Annotated in this window: 22 protein-coding genes; 18 read left to right on the plus strand and 4 right to left on the minus strand. The window is 38.5% G+C overall.

Annotation, left to right across the window (positions count from 1 at the left end; translation table 11 throughout):
• Nucleotides 1-41 precede the first annotated feature (41 nt).
• Genes BKH41_RS02825 through BKH41_RS02840 form a run of 4 tightly spaced genes read left to right on the plus strand, consistent with a single transcriptional unit; the run spans nt 42 to nt 1,650 of the window.
• Nucleotides 42-383 carry a phage holin family protein gene (locus tag BKH41_RS02825; RefSeq protein ID WP_095296920.1) on the plus strand — a complete coding sequence of 114 codons (342 nt, stop codon included), beginning with the start codon at nt 42-44 and terminating at the stop codon, nt 381-383.
• On the plus strand, nt 384-1,040 hold the full coding sequence (locus BKH41_RS02830) for a hypothetical protein (protein ID WP_095296921.1): 657 nt from the start codon (nt 384-386) through the stop codon (nt 1,038-1,040).
• A gap of 2 nt (nt 1,041-1,042) precedes the next feature.
• Nucleotides 1,043-1,384, plus strand: a complete 342-nt coding sequence (locus BKH41_RS02835) for a hypothetical protein (protein ID WP_095296922.1) — start codon at nt 1,043-1,045, stop codon at nt 1,382-1,384.
• A 2-nt stretch (nt 1,385-1,386) separates the two neighbouring features.
• Nucleotides 1,387-1,650 (plus strand): hypothetical protein, encoded by a 264-nt coding sequence (locus BKH41_RS02840; RefSeq protein ID WP_095296923.1) that lies wholly within the window; start codon nt 1,387-1,389, stop codon nt 1,648-1,650.
• 18 nt (nt 1,651-1,668) lie between these two features.
• On the opposite strand, the gene BKH41_RS02845 is transcribed toward BKH41_RS02840, so the two are convergent.
• Nucleotides 1,669-1,905 carry a hypothetical protein gene (locus BKH41_RS02845; protein WP_095296924.1) on the minus strand — a complete coding sequence of 79 codons (237 nt, stop codon included), beginning with the start codon at nt 1,903-1,905 and terminating at the stop codon, nt 1,669-1,671.
• Between the two features lie 32 nt (nt 1,906-1,937).
• Here BKH41_RS02845 and BKH41_RS02850 point away from each other — a divergent pair, with 32 nt between their 5' ends.
• The 7 genes from BKH41_RS02850 (at nt 1,938) to BKH41_RS02880 (ending at nt 10,959) form a co-directional block, all read left to right on the plus strand.
• Nucleotides 1,938-5,411, plus strand: coding sequence for a hypothetical protein (locus BKH41_RS02850; protein WP_095296925.1), 3,474 nt, complete (start codon nt 1,938-1,940; stop codon nt 5,409-5,411).
• Nucleotides 5,408-6,280 carry a hypothetical protein gene (locus tag BKH41_RS02855; RefSeq protein WP_095296926.1) on the plus strand — a complete coding sequence of 291 codons (873 nt, stop codon included), beginning with the start codon at nt 5,408-5,410 and terminating at the stop codon, nt 6,278-6,280. Before BKH41_RS02850 ends, BKH41_RS02855 begins: the two co-directional genes overlap by 4 nt.
• Before the next feature lie 75 nt (nt 6,281-6,355).
• On the plus strand, nt 6,356-7,522 hold the full coding sequence (locus tag BKH41_RS02860; protein ID WP_095296927.1) for a hypothetical protein: 1,167 nt from the start codon (nt 6,356-6,358) through the stop codon (nt 7,520-7,522).
• Nucleotides 7,523-7,534: 12 nt separating this feature from the next.
• Nucleotides 7,535-9,004: an RCC1 domain-containing protein gene (locus BKH41_RS02865; protein WP_095296928.1), complete on the plus strand. Its 1,470-nt coding sequence runs from the start codon at nt 7,535-7,537 to the stop codon at nt 9,002-9,004.
• Between the two features lie 32 nt (nt 9,005-9,036).
• Nucleotides 9,037-9,597, plus strand: coding sequence for a hypothetical protein (locus BKH41_RS02870; protein WP_095296929.1), 561 nt, complete (start codon nt 9,037-9,039; stop codon nt 9,595-9,597).
• A gap of 44 nt (nt 9,598-9,641) precedes the next feature.
• The gene (locus BKH41_RS02875) at nt 9,642-10,037 is read left to right on the plus strand and encodes a DUF1353 domain-containing protein (RefSeq protein ID WP_219350013.1); all 396 of its coding nucleotides are present in this window, start codon (nt 9,642-9,644) and stop codon (nt 10,035-10,037) included.
• A 127-nt stretch (nt 10,038-10,164) separates the two neighbouring features.
• Complete coding sequence (locus BKH41_RS02880; RefSeq protein ID WP_095296930.1) at nt 10,165-10,959, plus strand: DNA adenine methylase; 795 nt, start codon at nt 10,165-10,167, stop codon at nt 10,957-10,959.
• A 38-nt stretch (nt 10,960-10,997) separates the two neighbouring features.
• Here the strand turns inward: BKH41_RS02880 and BKH41_RS02885 are convergent, their stop codons facing one another.
• Entirely contained in the window at nt 10,998-11,429 is a 432-nt protein-coding gene (locus tag BKH41_RS02885) for a hypothetical protein (protein WP_095296931.1), read from the minus strand.
• Nucleotides 11,430-11,604: 175 nt separating this feature from the next.
• Here BKH41_RS02885 and BKH41_RS02890 point away from each other — a divergent pair, with 175 nt between their 5' ends.
• The 3 genes from BKH41_RS02890 to BKH41_RS02900 all read left to right on the plus strand — a co-directional run bounded on the left by BKH41_RS02890 (nt 11,605) and on the right by BKH41_RS02900 (nt 14,014).
• A complete protein-coding gene (locus BKH41_RS02890) occupies nt 11,605-12,249 on the plus strand; it encodes a S24 family peptidase (RefSeq protein WP_095296932.1) in 645 nt (214 codons plus the stop codon).
• A 119-nt stretch (nt 12,250-12,368) separates the two neighbouring features.
• Nucleotides 12,369-13,316 (plus strand): MFS transporter, encoded by a 948-nt coding sequence (locus BKH41_RS02895; protein WP_143428690.1) that lies wholly within the window; start codon nt 12,369-12,371, stop codon nt 13,314-13,316.
• A gap of 32 nt (nt 13,317-13,348) precedes the next feature.
• Nucleotides 13,349-14,014: a metallophosphoesterase gene (locus tag BKH41_RS02900; RefSeq protein WP_095296934.1), complete on the plus strand. Its 666-nt coding sequence runs from the start codon at nt 13,349-13,351 to the stop codon at nt 14,012-14,014.
• Here BKH41_RS02900 and BKH41_RS02905 read toward each other — a convergent pair.
• Nucleotides 13,986-16,193 carry an AAA family ATPase gene (locus tag BKH41_RS02905; RefSeq protein WP_095296935.1) on the minus strand — a complete coding sequence of 736 codons (2,208 nt, stop codon included), beginning with the start codon at nt 16,191-16,193 and terminating at the stop codon, nt 13,986-13,988. The two genes, BKH41_RS02900 and BKH41_RS02905, sit on opposite strands and share 29 nt — an antisense overlap.
• A gap of 9 nt (nt 16,194-16,202) precedes the next feature.
• Nucleotides 16,203-16,502 carry an ATP-dependent Clp protease adaptor ClpS gene (locus tag BKH41_RS02910; RefSeq protein WP_095296936.1) on the minus strand — a complete coding sequence of 100 codons (300 nt, stop codon included), beginning with the start codon at nt 16,500-16,502 and terminating at the stop codon, nt 16,203-16,205.
• Between the two features lie 73 nt (nt 16,503-16,575).
• Between BKH41_RS02910 and bioD the strand changes: the two genes are divergently transcribed.
• From bioD to BKH41_RS02935, 4 genes are all read left to right on the plus strand, one after another.
• The gene (bioD, locus tag BKH41_RS02915; RefSeq protein ID WP_095296937.1) at nt 16,576-17,241 is read left to right on the plus strand and encodes a dethiobiotin synthase; all 666 of its coding nucleotides are present in this window, start codon (nt 16,576-16,578) and stop codon (nt 17,239-17,241) included.
• Between the two features lie 961 nt (nt 17,242-18,202).
• Nucleotides 18,203-19,531 (plus strand): DUF3440 domain-containing protein, encoded by a 1,329-nt coding sequence (locus tag BKH41_RS02925; protein ID WP_180762710.1) that lies wholly within the window; start codon nt 18,203-18,205, stop codon nt 19,529-19,531.
• A 19-nt stretch (nt 19,532-19,550) separates the two neighbouring features.
• On the plus strand, nt 19,551-20,078 hold the full coding sequence (locus BKH41_RS02930) for a ParB/RepB/Spo0J family partition protein (protein ID WP_095296940.1): 528 nt from the start codon (nt 19,551-19,553) through the stop codon (nt 20,076-20,078).
• 544 nt (nt 20,079-20,622) lie between these two features.
• A partial coding sequence (locus tag BKH41_RS02935; protein WP_143428691.1) for a hypothetical protein occupies nt 20,623-22,620 on the plus strand: 1,998 nt, incomplete at its 3' end.

Here is a 22,620-nt window from a genome sequence, read left to right on the forward strand (position 1 = left end):
GAAGCCTCTTTAGGGCAAAAGAAGAGAGAGATTAGAAAAAAATGGAAAAAGATTTGGTGTTTTTGGGAGTGTCTTTAAGAGAGTATGTTCCTTATTTGTTCATCTTAATTTTAGGGGTGTGCGTGGGTATCTTGTTTGTCTTAAGAACAATCAAAGAAGTCTCTATTGACACTAAAAGCAAGATGATCCAGTATGTGATTTATGGTGTGGGGAGTTCAATGCTCACCACTTGGATCGCCTATGAGCTCCTGAACTATTACACACACTTCCCGCTTTCTCTCTCTTCTGCACTCAGTGGGGGCGTGGGCTTTATCGGGGCTGAAACCGTATCAAGATTGGTTATCAGACTATTTGAAAATAAATTCAATATAAAGGAAAAATAAATGACAACTGGGACAAATAAACAAAAAGAAAACCTCTACTTCAGTGGGGGTCGGGTCGAGATTGAAGTTTTTAACAAGGACGGGAGCCTAGAAGCTCCTTTTAATCTGGGCTGTATTGAACTCACCCTCAATCGTGAAATCACAAAGGCATCTGCCTTTAGTAGAGAGTTTGGCTCTAAGCAAAAGATCGCTGAAGTCATCACTGATGAGAGCGTGACTCTTAAAATGAAATGCAATGACTTCTCTGCTCAAAACTTAGCTTTAGCACTAGGGGCAAAAGTAGAGACTCTAGAAATTAAGGCAGGCGAGTCGCTGCCTTTTAGAGGGAATGCCCTCAAAGATACGACCCTTTCTGTTTTGAAAGCAGGGAGCGTTGGGATTGTCAAAGCAAAAATCACTTTTATCGGAGCCCCTGTCCTCAATAAAAAAGTGGCTGCTGTGATTCACGAAGCCAATATCTCAATGAGCGGCGATCTGCCATTAATGAATGATGGGGATTTTACGACTTTGGAGCTTGAGGGCAGCGCAAACGCAACCGATCAGGGTTATTACACACACTACATCATTGAGGCAGAAAAAGAGAATGCAAAAGCCCCTAAAGCAAACTCAGGAGCAGCAGGCGAAACCACCCCATCAAATTCAGTATCAAGGAGTTAAAAATGGGAAATTTTGTTTATAAAATCAAGCGTAATCACGTCTTTTTCCAAAATGAAAAGGGAATTCTTTTTAAATATTACCAACCTAATCAGAGGCAAGTCTTAGAAATCTCTAAGGCAAATGGCCTAGAAGAAGTGCTCAAAGCCAATGAAAAGTTGCTCAGAGAAAACTTGGAAGCTTGTTTGACCTTAGCTGATGGAAAAACCCACCTCGGTGAGGAAAAAGCCATAGAAGCCAAAGAGAATTTTATCAACGAGCTTTTAGAAAATTCTACCTTAGAGGAATTTTTCTCTGCAATGGCAGAAGAGTTCAATAAAGCAAAGGAATCCAAAAGAAAAAACTAAGGGTGTGGGCAAAGGAGCAGGCATATCTTTCTAAAGATAAAAACTCTGTTCCTTTAGCTCACGAGTTAGAAGACTTGGAAGAAATACTCATCGCTTCTTGTTTTGTGCTTTCTCAAAAGATGAATGGAGGAGGGATGAGTCTATGGAGTGAGATTGATTATTTGATTGTAAAGGACTTTTCTAAGAAATATGATTTAGATTCAATAGAAGTCTATGGAGTCTTAAAAGAAATGAATGCAGAGATGGAAAGGATTAGAGGTGAATAAGGAATTAAGCTTTTTTACTCAATTCAAAATTATAAATGCCGTTGCCTGCATCCGTGATTTTTTGATTTCATAGCCTTCTTGGAGATAAGCCTTTGCCTCTTCATTTTGAAGGAATTTGTTTTTGGCGTCTTCCATAGCTTGCTTGGCTTGTTTTTTTTCTTGCTTAGGGAGTTTAATAAAAAAATAATAAAAAATATAAATCATCACCAAGAAAGAAAAGAAGCCAAAGATACCGCTTGGGGGAGCATAAATCATTTGCAACCTTTAATAATTGATAAGGTCATTATATGACAAAGAATGTAAATGTCGAATTAAAATTTGACGCTCAAGTTGGGAAGCTCAAAAAAGCCAATGAATTATTGGAAGAAACACAAGGAACAACCAGTAAAGCTTCCAGAGGCTTTAATACCCTCAAAGATAAGATTGACGGGTTTGCTCATTCTTTGCAAGCTTCTTCTATCGCCTTATCGGGATTGAAGACTGCTTATAATTTTCTTTCAGCCCCCATCAAAGAATCCATCCATCTCAATTCTGTCCTTGAACAACAAAAGCTCTCTTTAGCTTCTTTGGTGACTCTCAACCATCAAAATGTTGATTCCTTAGGCAATGCCATCAATGCTACAGACAAATGGTCTCTCTCAATGCAAAAGGCAAATGCCATCATCCTTGATATGACAAGAATCCATCAAAGCTCTATCTATGCCGTAGCAGACCTCACTGCAATGTTTAAAAGCTTTTATTCGACTGCTTCTGCTTTTATGAGTTTAGAACAAGCCCAGAATGTTTTTAAAGGCATTGTCTATGCAGCACAAACTTCAGGGGCAAGCGTGGATTCTTTAAAGAATACGCTCGACTCTTTGGGGAGTGGGGTGGCTCAAACTGTAACCGACTTTGGCAGATTTGTTGCAGCGCAAGGCTTAACCACTGAAGCGATGAGCAAGGCTAAAAAAGAGGGGAATCTTTATCAATTAATGCTAGAGAAACTCGGAGTTTTTTCTGAGCTTGCATCTAAATCTGCCACCACTTATGAAGCAGCGCTTTCTTCTTTGCACACTTCCATTGATACGCTTAAACAGAAGGCATTGGAGCCTTATTTTAAGAATTTGACTGCTGCTATCAAAGAGGCGGGGGATTTTATCAACGAGCACACCGATGAAATCTTAGAATATATTGATGTAACAATCGAGGCGGGCAAACACATCGCTCTTTTTGCAGGAGCTTTTATCTTAGCCAAGCCCGCCATCGCAGGAGTGAATGTTGCCATCAGTCTCACTAGAGCTTCTATTGCGATGTTCAGTTCGGGAGTTACAGCAGCGACCATTGCGACTAAAACTTTTGATTTCTCTTTGAAAGCCTTAAAACTGACTTTAAAGAGTTTCGTTGTGCCTGCGATTCTATTTACAATTGCAGAGGTCTTTTTAGCTTGGAAAAGCGATACGGAAGACACCCTTAAAAATCTCAAAAAGATTAGCGACAAAACCCTTGATTCAAGATTAAAAGAAGCCAAAGAGAACTATTTGGAACAAAAAAGAAAATACGAAGAAAAGGACTATACTTTCTCAGAGCGTTTCTTCACCGCAGGGGAAAATCCTCTAATCACCGCTCAAAAAGAATACCAAAGGCTTTTAAGTGAAAAAAGACGCAGAGATAGAGAATTTACAGAGGGAGAAAAAGCCAAAGGTGATCTCATTGCCAATCCCCACCAGCCCAAACTAGATTCCAGCGCGATTTCTAATCTCAACAGAGCCTATCTAGAGCTTGCTCAAGTGGGAATGAGTGAATACGACAAGGAGGTTCTCTCCATTGCTCTTAAAACCCAATCTTGGATTGATGCAGGCGTGAGGGTTAATGACGCCTTGGACGCTCAAAGCTCTCTTTTAGCAGAGCTTGATTCCAAATATCAAACCGCCAATCTCCAAAAATATTTCAAAGCCGAGTTTGAAATCCAAGAAAAGACTCTCTCTTTGATGAAAGAAGGCACTACTCAAAACATTGCCCTAGAAAACCTAAGGTTCGAACAAACCATTCAAAACTTGAATTTAGAACTCGAAGAGAGACTTAAAAATGGTGATCTTAGCCTAGAGCAAGCTAATTGCCTCTATGATACTGAAACAAAGCTGCACCAAAAAAGAATCGCTGATATCAAAGAACAAGCCATCAAAGAGAACGCTTTTTATGCAGAATTCAATAATAACCTCAATACCGCTTTAAATGAACAATTCTTTAACGCCTTAAGCGGGAAATTCACAAACTTACAGAATTGGGTCAGCGATATGAGTAGCTCCCTCTCCACTGCTCTCACCCAAGCCTTCAGCAGAAGTTTGACGCAAGCAGTCTTAAACTCTGCTGTGGGAGAAGCGTTTAAAAGGACGATTGCAGGGAGTTTTGATAAGATTTTTGGCGATGGGAGTTTGTTTGAAAGCTATGGGGAGGACTTTGGAGAGAGTGCGGGGGCAAAAATAGGCGGCGCTTTAGCAGGAGCAGCTGCAGGCATTGCAGCCAGCGGGATTTTTGCTTCAATTTTTGGAGACAGCTCCAATGCTCAAGCCAAAAAAGATATGCAGACAGGCGGGATGATTGGGGCAATTGGGGGAGCAGCATTAGGCTCTTTTGTTCCTGTATTGGGGCCTGTACTAGGAGGAATTATCGGAGGGGTTGGCGGGAGCATATTAGCGGGCTTTAAGACCTACACCGAAAAAACTTCCAAGCAAAGCGTGCAATTATGGAGCGATGCGACCAAAGATGCTGTCAAAGCAAGTAATCGCACCGATTGGACAGAAACGAAAAAGAATGGCTTTGGGATGGAGCTTGGAAACAAAGAGTGGGTGGAATACAGCCAAGCTAACACGCAGGCTTTAAGGGCGCTACAAGAGAACTTAAGATCGTTTAATTATTTGCTTCAAGACATCACGGGAACCACACAAGAAATTAAGGCAAATGCCGGAAAATATAAAGATTTTACAGAAATTACTAACGAAGGTGTAAAAAATTTTATTGAAAAATTTATGGGGCTTTCAGTTGCTTGGAAAATTAAAGGCAATAGTAATGATGAGTTTGCCACCAAAGATCAAGCCTTTGATTGGTTTTATAATTATGCCATCAATCACGGCTACTCTTCAAAAGATAGAGATTGGCTTTATGGTCAAGCTTTTGGTAGAGATTCAATTTATGGAAATAACGATTATTTAAAAGTTGAATCCATTTTTAAAAATTGGAGCGACTACGCAGCTTCAGTTTCTAAAGACACTGCAGAGGCAATGAAAGAAGTACTAGGAAATTACGTCAGCGGGGGAGAGAAGTTTCAAAGTTGGCTCTTTAGTTTTAAAGGCGATGACACGGCAACACTCGCTTATCAAAAGCAACTCGCTGATCAAAATATTCAAAGACTCCAAGAAAGTCTGGGGGTTAATGGCATCACCATTGACAACTATCTTTCTTGGCGTGAAAAGGCGATCAAGAACAGCTTTGACCCCAACACGATCAATACTATTAACAGCTTGGGTGAAGCGTTAAGAAATGGGGCGGAAGCTTCTAAAAAATATGAAGAAGCCTTAAAGAATGAAAATAAGACTAAGTTAAAAATGATCGACCCCTACCTCAAAAAAACAAAGAGCCTGCAAGATCTGAGCGAAGATAAGAACGATGCAAATGAAAGATTAAATTTAGAGAGTCTTAAAACTCTGAAAAGTTTGCTATCTACAATGCAAGAAGTCGCCAACGCTCTTTCAACTCCTTTAAAAACTGCAGGAGCCCTTAAATGAAAATCATCAAACGATCTGACATTGTCATTATCTCTTCAAATTTGACCGATGACACCCCCACCTACAATAAAGATAACACTTATAAAAAAGACGATGTCATTCAAAACAATCACGTGCGCTATAAAAGCCTTTTGGATAATAATCAAGAAAGTCTGGACAAAGAAGCTTATTGGGAAAATCTCGGAGCAACCAACGATTACGCCGCTTTCGACTTCTTTTTAAACACCCAAAGCCAAAAAGAAGAAAAAATTGAGATTGTTTTGAGTGCTAAGGAAAACAATGCTCTGTATTTAGCCAATCTTTGGGGAGAACGCATCAAGGTTGAAGTCATTGAAATTAAGAGCGCAAGAGTCTTAGAAGATAAAGAATGGCTGCTGTTTGGGGAGGAAATCACAGATTGGAGAGAGTATTTCTTTGGGGATTGGCAGGAAAGAAGAAGAAAGGATGTCTATTTTGAAAGAAGCACGCTAGGAAGAGATGCGGCTTATAGAATCACCCTTTTTGCTTCGAACGACACTGCCAAAATCGGGCATATCGTGTGCAGTAAAGCCAGAGAGCTTGGGATCAGTCTTTATAAAAATTCCTTGTCTGCTATTGATTTTTCAAAGATTGAAACCGATGAGCAGGGCAATACGAGTCTGACTAAGGGTAATTATAAGAAAACTAATTCTTTTGATGTTGCAATTCCTAATAACCAGCTTGATTTTTGTGTGAATGCCTTTATTGAACTTAGGGGCGAACCCTGTGTGTTTGTGATTACGCAGGCTTATAAAAGTCTTATCAATTATGCCATCTTGAAAAAATGGGAGGTCTTGTTAGAAAAGAGAAATATGGCGATCGCCTCACTAGAACTGGAGGGGCTTGTATGAGTTTTGAAACGCTTTTTAAAGAGTATTTAAACAGAGTTTTAAAACAAAAATCAAATTTTAATCAAAGGAGAAAAAATGATAGAAATTAAAATCAGCCCGCTGCCCACCCCACCCAGCACAAAAGATGCTTTGAATTTTGCTGAGCGTGCGGACAATTTTGTAGAAGCTCTGCCTCAATTTCAAGAAGAGCTCAATAAGTTTGCAGAGGAGGGCAATGCCTTAAAAGATGAACTCAATGCAGCAACCCAAAGCTTGATTGCAAACTTAAACGACACGAAAGACGCAGGCGTTCAAGAGTTACAGGCTAAGACTCAAAGCTCAAAAACAGAAATAGAGACTAAGCTTTCAGATGTCATTGACACCATTGAAAAAAAAGTAAGCGAGACTCGACTTGATGAGCTTTTGAATGCCTACGATGAAGCCAAAAATAGTTCCATCACAGCCATCAAATCCCAACAAGAAAAATCTGAAGAGAGTTTGGAAGCTTTCAAACAAGAAAGCTTAGAGAGTTTTCAAACCTCAAAAGAGGCGGTTATCGGTGAAATTTTAGCTCAACAAAAAAACCCTCAAGATCTAGAATGGAAACTCCTGACAGCGATTGCATCATTCTTGAGAGAGCAAATCAAGAGCCTTAAAGATGATTTTGAAGAGCGTCAAAGGATTGGCAGAAAAGATTATTTCTTTAGAAATGTTTTGCCTGAAAATTATGTTCCGATGGGCATAAAGCTCAAAGCCCAAGATTATCCGCTGTTGTGGTATTACACGATCGGGACTGCAGGAAATGATAGAAGAAACTATTTTGAAATCCCCAAGTCCAATCAATACTCCAAGGGTACCGATATTACAAAAGAAATAGGGACTTTTGGAATGTGTGGGCTTCCGGAAATTGAAATAAATATCAATGCCCTTTTAGCAGGAGGGAGTGGGAACGCTTTTAAAACCTCTTGGACAAACAACTATATCACAGGAAGCGGGGGAAGTTACCCCGACAACACTCTTGCATTTTCTGCATCCAAAGCTAGCGAGGTTTATGGTAGGAGCTCTGAAGTGGAGGTGAATCGGGTGCATTATCTTGAGGGCGTCTATGCAGGCAAAAAACAAAAGAGTGACCAAAATAAGTTTAGAGATTTTATAGAGCAAATCAGAAAAAAAGACGAACAGAGGCTGGAGCTGCCCGAACAAGAACCTCCCTTGGAGGTAAAACCAGTGTATATAAGAGGGCTTCCGAGTGTTCAATATTAAAAAGGATAAAAAATGACAGAAGATCAATACAGCGAACTAAAAAATAAGTTTGAAGAGCTGCTTTCACTTAAAGGCGCCAACATCACAGAAAATACCCAGATTCTGGGTGAATATACCAATATACTAAAGGGAGACCTCAAGGATTTAGTGAGGGATTTTGAAAGAGCTCACAGCCAAAAGAGTATTCGACTCTTAAAAAACGTGAATGCTTATCGTTCCATCCTTTATCAAGAGGTCTATAAGGACGCTATTGGAAAAATCTCCAGCTATGGGGATATCTTTATCAGCGGCGGGGATATCAATCGCAGCGGTTCGGGCAGGGGGTTGATCCCTTCGGGATTTTCACGTCTTCCCATCCCGCTTGGGGTTGAGATAGAAGATGTGATCGGGGGACATGGGAGCTTTTATGCCAAAGAAAAAGATTCCAGCTCTATGTGGGTGTGGGGCAACAATTCTCAAGGCTGTCTTGGACTTGGGCACAATCTGGTTGTTCCTATCCCCAAAGAGGTGAGCTTCGGCTTTAAAATCAAAAAAATTGTGAGCAAAAGTTACTCAGCTTCTTTTCAGTTCGTCTTGGTACTTTTAGAAGACGGGAGTGTTTGGGGAGCGGGCAGAAACACCGAAGGGCAGCTTGGAATCGGCAACACCATCGATTCCAATCGTTTTGTTCAGATTTCTACTATCAGCAACATTGTGAATATCTGGGCGGGTAGCAACTTTGTGAGCGGGGCTTTTGCGCTTGATAACACAGGCAAACTTTACGCTTGGGGGTGGAATGGGAACGGCTGTCTGGGATTGGGACACAACAGCACTCCCGTGCTCAAACCCACGCTTGTTTCAGGTCTTGAAGATGTAACCGAAGTCTATCACTACACAAAAGACGATTCAGGGTGGCGTGGCAATACCTTTGTGCAAAAAGGAAAAAAAGAGATTTATGGTTGTGGCTATAACGGACAGCGCCAACTCAACCAAGATGATCTTAACGACAGGAGTGCTTTCACTAAAGTCATCGGTTTGGGTGCGGAAATCGCCAAGTTCATCGGGGGAACCTGTTATAACACCTGCTTTATTGTTTCAACCGACGGCTATGTTGTGGCTTGGGGACACGGCAATTATGGCTTTGGGGATAATCGAAGCGGGAATAACCTAAAGAATGGGGATTCCCCAATCAGTATTAAGAATATTGAAACCCAACCCTATAACTATCAAGCCTTTTTTGCGCAAGATTTTTATAACTTTTTTTATAGCTTTGGCTATAACAACAACGCCTTGGGCTTGGGTCATAATAATAATGTAAGAACTTTTGAAAGAATGCAAATCCCTCAAAATATAGAGGACTTTATGCTCGCATCCGTTTGGGAGAGCGAGCGAGCATTTATAGCCACTGATGGGAAGAGACTCTATGCTTGTGGCACTGCCTATGATGGCAACATTAATTACACCACCAGTGTGGCTCAACCCCAACTAATCGCTCAGCTTTGAGTCAAAAAAAATTAAAAAATAAAGGAGTTTTTATGAAAATCTATTGCTTGGAAAATGAAAAGATTACAGAAGTCAGCGGCGAATTCAAGGTGCTCACTCAAGACGCTGATTTTACCTATGTGGGCAGCGAGAATGAACTTCCTGAGCCTTTTAAAGAAGGAGAGTTGCCCCAATCATTTTTAGAAACTCAAGAAAGAGAGCTTACTGAACTTAAAAACAAAAAGATTGAAGAGTTGAATAAAACTTGCGACGCTTCGATTTTAAATTTTACTTCAGATGCTTTGGGGTCTGAGCATATCTATGATGCCAAGCTTGAAGACCAGCTCAACCTCTTGGGGCTTGTGGCAGCAAACATAGACAGCTTTTTTCGCTGTGCTCCCATTGATAACCCACTGGATAAACAGAACCTTCCCCACACCAAAGAACAGCTCAAAGCTGTCTATAACGACGCTCTGAAAATGAAGAGCGAGGCAATTTTTAAGTGTGGGGTTCTTAAGGATAAGGTCAAAAAAGCTTCAGGTAAAGAGGAGGTTTCAAAGATTGTTTGGGGAATAGAGCTTACAGATAAAGAAACAAAAAAACAAACAAAATAGGCAGTCCAAACAAAATCTCAAGCTGAGAACAAAGGAACTCAACAATGACTACTCATATTACTGAAAATAACAATCTTCGCTCCTCTTTAAAGGCTGAAATTTATTGGAGGCACAAGGATGGGATGATGGTCATTCTTTTAGAGCCGATTGAATACGCTGCCAAATCGGGAAAAAACATCGTTGTCCCCAAAGGATTCAGGAGTGATGGGGCAACCATTCCTAAGATTTTTTGGTGGCTGCTCTCCCCATTTGAGGATTACAGCAAGTGCTGCATTCTGCACGATTATTTGTGCGATAAATTCCATCAGGGAGAGCTTAAAAGGAGCTATTGCGACAAAATATTTTTAGAAGCGATGGAGTCTGCAGGGATCAAAAAAAGCACGAGAATCACGTTGTATTTAGCTGTTAGGCTGTATGCAAAAATTAAAAGATATAAATAAAAATAAAGATAAGAGTATCAATAAAGGCTCCAAGAGTGCTCACCTCCCCGTAAGCCACCTTAGAGAAAAGAATTTTAGTTTATTTTGACAAAAAAGCTAAAAATATTATTTTTTATAAGGAGGGGAAATGAACCCAAATCACAAGTCGTTATTTTTGCCTGCAAAACTCAAAGCTCCATTTGGCTGGATTGGAGGCAAGAGCAAACTGGCTAAAACAATTATTGAGAGAATGCCGCAACATCGCTCTTATGTAGAAGTTTTTGCAGGAGCACTCAGCGTTCTTTATGCAAAACCAATTCCTGACAACAAATGCACAGAAACGATCAATGACGCAAATGGCGATCTGATCAATTTGCACCTGATTATTCAAAAACGCCCACAGAGCTTCAGAAATATGCTCCAGCATATGCTTTGTTCCAGAAGGTTGTTTGATTTGATTGCAAAAGGAGTTTTAAAACCCAAAAATGACCTAGAGAGAGCGGTTTTTTATTATTACAGGCTTGTTATGAGCTTTGGCTCAAAGGGGGATAGTTTTGCAATGTCCAAAAAAAGAAAGCCCAAAAATATTTTTAGAGATTATCAGGTCTATAGCGATCGATTGAAGCGAGTCAGTATTGAAAATATGGATTTTAGAAAGCTCATCAAAGAATACGATAGCCCTGAAACTCTTTTTTATGCAGACCCGCCCTATGTGGGGACTGAAAGCTATTATAAGAACACGGGAGGGTTTGGAATAAAAGAACATCAAGATCTTTATGAGTTGCTTTCTTCAATTCAAGGCAAATTTATTCTGAGCTATAATGATTGCGAAAGAGTCAGAGAGCTCTACAAAGGGTTTAGAATCGAAGAAGTTGGGGTGAGATATACGCTAAACCAAGCGCATTCAAAAATTAAGAGCGAGTTACTCATCTTTAATTTTTAAAGATCTTCAATGCTCTTTAAAGGGTCTTTTAACCCTCTTTAAACAGAGGGGAGGCTTAAAAAATCATTGCAAAAATTATCGCCTTCTTCAGAAATCCCACAATAAAACCAAAACGCTTCAGAACCAAAATCAAAAAGCTCATCAAAAATAAAAGGTAGCTCTTCTTGAAGCTCTTTTTTATCCAAAAGTTTTTTTTCTTTGCATCTCTTTTTGAGTTCAGTAAGGATTTTTTTGATTGACTCATCTCTCACATCTTTCATTAGAAAACCGCTCTTGCTTTCTTTTATAAAAAGTCCTAATAGGGCGTCTTTGAAGCTAAAGAAGCTGTTTGCAATCACTCTGAAAAAATCTAAAAACTCCGTTTTATTTTCTGAAAGAATCAGATTGCAAGAAGACATTCTTTTTAAGACTTCAGGGAAATCAGAGCAGGCTTTATAAAGCTCTTCTTGTTTGGCTTGACTTAAAGGCAATCCTTTGATGGTTTTTCTAAATTCATATATGCTCCTTTATTTTTTATAAGATGATGTTAGCTCCACTCAGCTGTGTGTTGGCTGTGGTTGGATTTAATTATTTATAAATAGTAATATTTTTTCTAAAAGAGAGAAAAACTCTTATAATTTGTAAATAAAAAATTAAGGAGCAAAAATGATTTATTTCGAAGCACACGAAATTTTTGAGAAAATAAAAGACATCTTGGCGACTGATGGTATTTTAACCCCTAAAGACGTCGATGTTGCAAAAGCTTTGGGAATCAATGCAAACAGCTTTTATCAAAAAAAGTTTAAAAACTCAATCCCCTATAAGGAAGTGATGAACTTTTTGCACGGCAGGAGAATTTCCATCAACCATTTCTTTTATGGGACTGATCCGAACGATTGTCTTGAATCGTTTGAGCGTTATAAAATATTAAAGCTTTATACGGCAAACGGGAGTTGTGGATATGGAAGCGAAAACGAGAGGATTGAATATAAGGAGCTCCTGTTTGATGAGAGGGCTTTAGAATTGCTGGATTCCAAAGGCTTTAGCGAAATCATTTATGCAGTGGGCGATTCGATGGAGCCTGAAATCAAAGACAGGGGGTTGTGTTTTTTAGACAGAACCGATCGCCATATCAAACAGGGAAAAACCTATGTTATTAGCACCATAGACGGACTTTTTATTAAACGTTGTTTTAAAAGAGAGAAAGAGTTGGAGTTGGTGAGTTTTAATGAAGCTTACGAATCAATGTTCTATGACTTTAAAGACGTTTCGATACTTGGCAGGGTAAAAGGGGTCTTGCAACGAGTGTGAAGAATTTTAGAAATCCATAAGCCGATTCGTTTAGGCAAAATTAAGTTGTAAATTTGCCACATAAAACAAAAGCGGTGGGCGTCACTTTGATTTTAAGCTGCAAATGACTTTTATTTTATGTGGCGTTTTACATTTTGAATGTGGGCGTGTTGTTTTTGATGAGCTTTTCACAAACCTTTCAAGGTCTTTTGATGATGTCGTTGTTGGTCGGGTTGTGTGCATCTGCTATTCAAATGATTGTGCCTTTTGGCGCTTCGATGGCTCCTGAAAATGTTCGTGGGGCAACTATTGGAACAATTATGAGTGGGTTGCTTTTTGGAATTATGCTTGCCCGTCCTTTATCAAGCTTTTTTTCAGGTTTTATCGGTTGGAATGGGGTGTTTCAGATTTCAGGTGGATTGATTTTTGTATTGGCGATTATTTTTTTATTTGCATTGCCTCTAAAATCCCCCTCGGGCAAAATGAGTTATCCTAAATTGCTTGCTTCGATGTTAGGTTTGTTTGTTGCCACACCGATTTTGAGACAAAGGGGATTTTATCATTTTTTAGCTTTTGGAGCATTTTGTTTGTTTTGGATCGTTTCTCCTTTAGTTTTGATAGAAAAATTTGGCTTTGGAGCAAATGCTGTGGCTTTATTTACCCTCGTAGGCGTTACGGGAGCTTTGTGCGCGCCCATTGCAGGCAGGCTTGCGGATGCGGGAAAAAGTCGATGGACGACAAATATTGCACTTTTGTGCGTGGGTTTTTCGATGTTACTGGCTGCTTTGCCGATTCAAAATGCTTGGGGGGCGTTCATTTGGCTTGCAATTTGTGGGATTGTACTTGATTTTGGTGTTTCCTTAAACCTTGTGGTAGGGCAAAGAATGATTTATGCTTTAGCCCAAGAGATTCGAGCTAGACTTAATGCTCTTTATATGGTAATGTTTTTTATAGGCGGGGCTTTAGGGTCTTATTTGGGTGGTTATGTGTATGCTCATTGGGGCTATGAGGCGGCTTTTTGTCTTGGAGGCCTGATGGGCTTGATTGCATTTTTTACGTTTAGGTGGAATTTAAGAAAAAACCATTAAAATATTACAATCTTATTTAAAAGACAAAAATAATGAAGTTTTGCCTAAATATGGATACTTTTGTAATTTCAGACACGCATTTTGGACACAAGGCTATTTTAAAAAAAGAGCCTTTGCGTAAAACCTTTGCCAAAGAAAGAGGCTTCAAGGATTTTGATCTTTGTAGTGTTATGTTATGGAATTCTGCAGTGGGTAAAGATGATTTTGTGCTGCATTTAGGCGATTTGTATTTTAAGGAGGGTTGGCAACATCTTCCAAAACTTGCAGGTAAAAAGAGACTGCTTGTAGGCAATAACGACTTGAAAAAATACGTCCGCTTAAAGAAAATTGAAGATTGGAGCATTTGCAAAAAAGTTAAGCTCAAAATCGAAAATAAGAAAAAGATTTTTAGCAAGCTTGAAGCCAAATGGGGTAAAAGTGCGTTAAAAGATGAATTGCTCAATGCTGTTGTAATTGATTTGGGGGCTGAGAGGATAATGTTCAGCCATTTTCCTGTGATGGATAGAAAGAAAAATGATCGTTATGCTCCCACTAGAGATGTGCTTGATGATTTATATCGACTTTGTGATTGTTCGCTTAATATTCACGGCCACACACATTCTAGAAATACAAAAAACCCTTTTTGCCTGAATATGAGTGGGGAAAACGTAGGTTTTGTTCCTATAAGAATCAGGGATGTACTTTCAATACGCCCTTAAAGCTGATTTTTAACCCATTTTTATCTGCACTTATTTTTGCATTCCCGCCGTTTTTTAGCGTTCCAAACAATATCTCATCACTAAGCTTAATCTTGATTTCATTGTCGATAATTTTACGGATTTCTCTTGCTCCTAGAGCATTTTCAACGCTTCGTGAAGCAATGTTTTGGAGGGCTTTTGAATCGATTTGAAGCAAAATATTTTTTTCTTTGAGTTGGTGGTTGAGTTCTTCGATATATTTTTTGGCGATTTTTTCAAACTCGTTTTTACCAAGAGGGTAAAACGTGATGATGCTATCAAGGCGACTGCGAAATTCGGGGTTAAAAATATTTTTTAAAGCATTTTCGTGTTTGTTTTCATAGACACTGCTAAACCCTAAAGGATTGCTTTCCTTACTCCCAGCATTAGAGGTCATAATCAAAATCACATTTTTAAAATCAGCCTTATTTCCTGCATTGTCGGTTAAAGTTGCACTATCCATTATTTGCAGGAGAATATTGTAAATATCAGGATGGGCTTTTTCAATTTCATCAAGCAATAAAACGCAATGAGGGTGTTTTTTGATCGCATCAATCATCAAGCCCCCTTGTTCAAAGCCCACATATCCTGCTGGAGCACCGATCAGTCTTGAAACGCTGTGACTTTCCATATATTCGCTCATATCAAATTTCTCAAAATGCAATCCCAACGCTTTGGCAAGCTCTTTACTGAGTTCAGTTTTCCCCACCCCGCTAGGTCCCACAAATAAAAAATTTCCAATAGGGCGATGGAGTGCCCCCAAACCGGCTTTGTTGGTTTTGATGGCTTGAGTAAGTGCATCAATAGCTTTATCTTGGGAGAAGATTTTTGCTTTAAGTTTGGAAGCAAGATTTTTTAACAATCCTCTCTCATCGCTACTCACTTGAGATTTTGGGATATTGACGCTTTTTGAGATGATATTTTCTATGTCTTGTTTGCTGATTGTCCTGCTTTTTTTATGAGATGATATTTTTTTGTTCGCCCCGACTTCATCCATCAAATCAATCGCCTTATCAGGTAGGAATTTGTCGCTGATATAGCGTTCTGAAAGATCCACGCACGCCTTGAGGGCTTCAGGAGTATAGGCAATGTCGTGATATTTCTCATAAATGGGAGCCAAACCTTTGATGATTTCATAGCAAGATTCCAAACTCGGCTCATTGACTTCGACTTTTGAAAAACGCCTTGATAATGCCTTGTCTTTGTCAAAGTAGTTTTTGTATTCGCTAAATGTGGTTGCTCCAATACATCGAAGCGTTCCGTTTGCAAGCATTGGCTTGAGTAGATTGGAAGCATCCAAGCTACCCCCTGATGTCGCACCTGCTCCCACTATGGTATGGATTTCATCAATAAAAAGGATGGCTTGAGGCATTTGCTCAATCTCAGAAAGAATGCCTTTAAGGCGTTTTTCAAAATCCCCTCTGTATTTGCTTCCTGCGACCATACTCCCTAAATCAAGAGCAAATATCTGGCAGTTGTGCAAGACTTTAGGGGCTTTTTTTTGTGCGATTTCTAAAGCGATTCCCTCCGCGATGGCTGTTTTTCCCACACCAGGCTCACCTACAAGGATAGGGTTATTTTTTTTGCGGCGGCATAAGATTTCACTCACGCGTGCTGTCTCATTCTCTCTCCCGATAACCGGATCGATTTTACCGCTTTTGGCTAGTTCAACGAGATTTTTGCTGTATTTTTTCAGATAACTTTCTGCATTTGGCGAAGTTTGAGATTTATCTTCATCAGTAATTTTTTCAAGAATATCCAAACGAGTGATTCCTTGAGAAGCCATCAATTTTGCTGTATAGCTGTTTTCTTCCTGCAATATAAAAGCGAGTAAATCACTCACTTCTAAGATTTTTTGGTTTGAATTGCTAGCGTGTTCGATCATTGATGTGAAAACCCGATCAAGCGCGGGAGTTTGAGAGGGAAGAGAGATTTCTTGGGCTTTAGAAACAGGGATGTGATTGGCCAAGTAAATCCGCACGATTTTTTCCATCTGCAAAATATCTGCACCGCAAGCCTTAAGTAACTCTTCCCCTTTCTGATTGCCCAATACGGCTAAAAAAAGGTGTTCGATAGTGAGAATTTCGTGTTTCATTTCTCTAGCGGTTTCAACGGCTTCATTGATAGTTTGGGTTAAATTCGGGCTGATGAGGTGATTCAATTTTCTCTCCTAATTCAGATCTTGAGTGATGATTTTAAGAGGAAAGCGATGTTTTTGGGCTCTCTGCTTGGCAGTTTTGGCTTTGAATTCAGCAATATCATAAGGATAGATACCACATACCCCACTCCCGTTTCGATGAACGCTGAGCATAATTTCTGTAGCCTCATTGTAGGATTTCTCAAAAATATCCATCAAGATTTTTATTACAAACTCCATTGTCGTATAATCATCATTCAATAAGACCACTTTGGACATTTTAGGTTCTTGTAAAAAAAGTTCAATTTCTGCTTGTGTATTGATCTGTGCCATAAAATTCCCAAAAAATATTTTCTATTGATTGTCTATAATTTTACCAAATTTTATTAACTGAAAGGAGCGGTTTTTGAAGACCCTATTCATCAGTGCCACTAACACAAACATTGGCAAAACTTATACAGCAACCTTATTGAGCGATTATTGCAATCAGATGGGGATTAAAACCCTTGTAGCCAAGCCTATTGAGACGGGCGATGAGGGGGGGATTTTACCAGATTGTCATATTCATTTACACAGAGGAAAAAAAGTTTTTCCTGATTTGTCTTTGGATGACATTAATTTTTATCGCTACCATCTTCCTGCCTCTCCTTTTGTAGCGCAATTATCACAACCCCAAGCCCCAAAAGTGGATTTTGAGTATATTAAGCAAAAGATTGGAGATTTGGGTTTAAAATGTGATTTTTTGATCATTGAGGGGGCAGGGGGTATAATGGTCCCTATTGATGGGAAGCGTAATATGTTTGATTTAGCCCAATATCTAGAGTCTCCTATGCTTCTTGTAAGCGGGGATAGACTTGGAATGATTAATGATTTGCTTTTAAATCGGGCATTTTTAGAATCAAAGGACATTTTTTGCACGTATGCAGTGAATACATTTGATTTTAAGAGCTATGAGAAAATCAGCAAGCCCTATATAGACTATCTCAATCAGATTTCCCAAAATCAGATTTACCATCTTCAATCTGATATTTCCCAAATCGTTTCAAAGATATTTTCTTTTTATGGGAATTAGCAAGAGAAAAACGATATGACAAAAACAATTAAGAATCATAAATCTATCTCTTTAAAATTTGCAATCAGCCAACAATAGAAATTAATAAGAATGATAAAGCCCAGAATAATCATTGGGCTTAATAATGTGCAAGCGAGAGAAAAAACAATCATAGAGGGTAGGTTTGCTTGCCAACCTACCCTAATAACAAAAATCAACAAACTTTTGTTATTATTAAGCAAATTAATGCTATAATAATGATTGTTTTTAACATTATTTGAACCTCCTTTCGGAAGCTCAAATTCTCTCTGTGAAGCTGGTGACTTCAAAGAGAGTACGAGCTTCACAATCATATTCTATACAAAAATCATTTAAATTTCACTGATTTGTTATTTTTTTATTTAATGTATCCAATGGAGTCAATCAAGAATATATATAGTATTTTTGATTTAAGAATGCAAGCGAGAGAAAAAACAATCATAGAGGGTAGGTTTGCTTGCCAACCTACCCTAATAACAAAAATCAACAAACTTTTGTTATTATTAAGCAAATTAATGCTATAATAATGACCGTTTTAATCATTTTAAGCCTCCTTTCGGAAGCTCAAATTCTCTCTGTGAAGCTACGGACTTCAAAGAGAGTACGAGCTTCACAATCATATTCTATACAAAAATCATTTAAACCTCACTGATTTGTTATTTTTTTATTTAATGTATCCAATAGAACCAATAATAAAATAGTCTTTAAAAGATTGATAAATTCTTATTAAAGATATATCCGGTTAAAAATGACTATTGGATTTTTGGAGCTTGTTTATTCATCTGGGGATTGGTATGTGTAGCCATTGGCTACCTTTTCTCACAAATAGCTGCCCCCTGTTTCACACGCTTTAAAAGAAAATATAGAAATTTTCATCTCTTTTTTGAGTTGGGTTTATTAATCATTCTTTGATATTTTGGTAAAAACAAACTTAAGGATGCCATTGCCAACGCAAAGCCCAAGTAAAAAATATCGAAAAATCAATGTTTATGAAGCCTCCCAAGAGAGATTAGATTTCATATTCTCAAATTTCGAGCGTATTATCCTAAGTTTTTCAGGCGGCAAGGATAGTGGCGTGATGTTAAATTTAGTCTTAGACTACCTCAAAGCCCGTAAAATAAAACAAAAGATTATCCTACTTTTCATCGACCTAGAAGCCCAATACGCCTATACCATCGAATACATCAAGCGAATGATTGAGGCCAATAAAAAATATTTGGAAGTTCATTGGTGCTGTATGCCCTTAAACTTGCGAAACGCCACGAGCGTGTTTAGCCCGTTTTGGACTTGTTGGGATAGTGAGAATGTCGATAAATGGGTGCGCGACTATCCCAAACTACACAATCCCAAAAAAGGCATTTATGTCTGGACACTGCACAACCACCGCTTTGATTTTTTCAGCTATAAAATGGAGTTCGAAGATTTTACGACTGCTTTTCTTTCCCACTTTGGTGCTGATGGTAAAATGACGGTATGCCTTGTAGGGATCAGAGCTGATGAGAGTTTCAATCGTTTTAGAACCATCGCTTCCCAAAGCAAAAGAACCTTAAAAGGCAGGCAATACACCACGCAAGTCGGCAAAGATATTTATAATATCTACAATGCCTATCCCATCTATGATTGGACGACTGAAGATATATGGATTGCAAACCACCGCTTCAAATGGGATTACAATGAGATTTACGATCTATTTTACAGATCTGGCGTCCCGCTTTCAATGATGCGGATCTGCCAACCTTATGGGGATGATCAAAAAAACGGACTGAATCTTTTTCGCATTATTGAGCCTAAGACTTGGCTGGGCGTAGTCAATCGAGTGAGCGGGGCAAACTTTGGCAACATTTATTGCAAGGATAAAATTATGGGCTACTACGATGTGAAGCTTCCACAAGGACATACGTGGAAAAGCTACACGAAAATGCTTTTAGCCACACTCCCTAAAGAGCTGCGAGATCATTATGTCCAAAGATTTATCAAATTCATTCGCTATTGGAATAAAAAGGGCTGCCATATCAGTGAGACAAGCAGGAATCTTGAAGGGGTGAAATCGATGAAAAAACTCAATACAAGAGGCAAAGAGCTTTTTATCTTCACCAAAATCCTTGATTTTGCCCCTAGAAAGATCGAATCTGCAAGAGAAGCCTTAACTTGGCGACGTATGGCAGTTTGTATCATCAAAAATGATGTGCTTTGCAAAGGATTAAGCTTTGCACAGACCAAAGAGCAACGCCATAAGATTGCTAAAATAATGGAAAAATACAAAGATTTCTAAGTCCAAAGGAGATACGCAAATGCCCTCAAAAACAAATCCTATTTTCAAATCCCCAGTTTATCAAGTGACCCCTGTGCCTTTTGAAAAAATACGATCCAATGCCTACAACCCCAATCATATCGCTACCCCTGAAATGGTTTTGCTTTATCAGTCCATCTTAAACGATGGCTATACAATGCCCATCGTGTGTTATTACATCAAAAAAGAGGACATCTATGAGATCGTAGATGGCTTCCACAGATACGTAATTATGCGCGAACACAAAGATATTTATGAACGCGAACGCGGACTTTTGCCTGTGGTTGTGATTGATAAAGACATTTCCCATCGGATGGCATCCACAATTCGCCACAATCGCGCACGAGGAAGCCACGCCGTAGAGCTAATGCAAAAGATTGTAAGCGAGCTAATCGAATGTGGCAAAAGCGATGAATGGATTATGAAAAATATCGGGATGGACGCTGATGAGCTTTTGCGTCTGAAACAAGTGAGCGGGTTGAGTTCTCTTTTTGCAAACAAAGAATTTAGCAAAAGTTGGTCTGTTTGAATTTTTAAATTTCTATAATTTTGATGGTTTTTCCCCTTTTTTCTCAGTAAAAATCTTTTTTTAACCCTCTTTTCCTCCTTATTTTATTTTTTTTCTAAAATTTTTAATAAATATTTATACTTTATTTATTAAAATATTAATTATCTAAGTAAATCATTGAGACAAAATATACCAATAAAAATATCAAATATTATGAATTTAATTGTATTCAATCGAAAAAAATAAAATCAGTAATATAAAAATTAAATAATTTTATGTTAGAATGGAGCAATATGAAATTATGCAACATAATTTCTATTAATAAATATCTAGAATCACTTGAAAAGGAGATCATTACAATGAATAAGAAAATAAAAATAACCCGTGGGGGGGGGGGGGCAATAATTCTTTCCCTATAAAGCTTTCTAAAAAGTTTCTCGTTCCTACTTCGCTCATTCTTTCTTCCGTTCTTGCACCTCAAGCCTTTGCGCAACATCTTGGTTCGGCTACCTGCGACCTTTCTGCAGCCAACGTTTGCATAAGTGCAGATATTGTGGATAGTGCAATGAGTGGAACAATAAAAGATGTTGATGGAGTTTCTGATAAAAAAGAAATAGATTGGACAGGTGTATTTTCAAATCCTGCAAGAAAACTCACTATCAATGCAGATAAAGAAATTGTTATCATAAAACCTGAGTTAAAAATGTGGAACGGCTCTACAGCAACCTTTAATTTCAAAGATTCTGTCTATAGCGGAAATTTTACACTCGGGAGTACAAAGCCTAGCGAAATCGGAGGTTTTAATAATTATACATCAACATTTACTTTTGATGGAAGCTATCAAGGAAATAGTGATGCTAGTTTAAAGGGTTATGCTTGGGTTGGGGACATCCATAATTATGGTCAGATTAATAATTACACTTTCAAAAACGATGCCAATTTCAAAGGCAATGTTTCTCAAGGCTTATGGCGTGATGGAGTTGGTCACAGCACGTTTACTTTTACCAATTCTTCGATGGAAGGCGATATTTCTGATTATGCCTACACCTCTATAAATGGATACACTGATGGAGTCAGAGAAGAATATCAAACCTTTAGTTTTAGTGGAAATTCATCCAAAGGCTTTGCTCTCAAAGGTAAGGATGGTAAAAATTCACAAATCAAGATCGATCAAGGAACTGCTAACCTGATTCTTGATAATGGCGCAAAAGCTTATGCTGATCTCAGCACTGATCTGAACGGTGTGTCTCCTTATGCTTTACCTATAATCAATATCACTGCCAAAAATAAGTCTTATTTGGAGGGAAGTATCAAGACTATATACGAACAATATGATAAATACAACGAAACTATTCAAGGAACTTTTGATTCTCAATCAACCTTTAAGGGGAATGCCAATAATATTTATGGAAACCTCAAACTTGATTTCACCAATAGTTCTAAAATGTTAGGGACTGTGACCAATATGCAAAACGACAATGATAGCGTTGTCAATACAATCTTGAATTTTAAAGATTCTTCTTTGACTGCCACTGATAATACAAATGCAATTCAAAGCCTACACGCAGCATTGATGCCTGATAAGCCTGTGCTGACTGCAACATTTGATGGGAACAACACCACAGATGGCTACGCCCTCAAAGGAAATGTTTTAAATGAGGTCTCTACAGTGAATCTGACCTTTAAAAACGGTGCTATTTGGCAAGGAGACTATAATGATGGCTTTAAAAAAGCAAACGGAGAGTACATCATTACCAGTGCAGGAACCTTTGCTACTCTTGCTTTTGATAATGCTACAATGAAAGGAGATATCAACGGCAACGTTAGCAAAATTACCCTAAATGCGACTAATGGTTCTCAATTGGAAAATATTAATATCAACGGAAGCGCAACATTGAGTGCGACCTTGACAGATTCAAATGTTGGCAATGTCGTTTCCATAGGCGAAAATGGCACTAATTCCACTCTAACCTTTGCCACTGCTTCTGATACTGCTCCTACTGATAAAACAGGAGAAGTTTCTTCTGAGGATAAAAAAATCACGATTGGTGATATCACTAATTTTAGAGGAACCATCACAGGAACCATTGCCAATGCTGCTTCAGTTGGTAATATCACTTTGCAAAAAAGTGGAAGTGACTTAAAGATTAAGAATGCTGATAAGGTTGGCCATATCAATGTCACAGGTGGCGCTTCCTTTACTTTAGACAACACAGATCCCTTGACTCAAACCAAACTTGAATCTTTGAATGTCTCAGGCAATGGCAGTAAAGCAGAAGTTGATCTAAATAATTCGGCATTAACAACACAACAAATTCAAATCCAAGAAAATACTACAGGGACAATGAAGTTTTCCAATCATTCCAAATTTATCGGTAAGATCTCCAATACAGGTACTCTTAATGCCACTGCAGACCAATCTTTCCTTTTTGGTGGAATCCAAACCACCAAAGGCACAACCAATATTGCCTTTAGTTCCACTCCCTCTAGCATTAATTTTGACAATACAAAATTACAAAATCTCATCACAACTCTGACTCCAAAAAAAGATGAGACCTCCCAA

Source organism: Helicobacter sp. 12S02232-10, assembly GCF_002272895.1.
Lineage (GTDB): Bacteria > Campylobacterota > Campylobacteria > Campylobacterales > Helicobacteraceae > Helicobacter_J.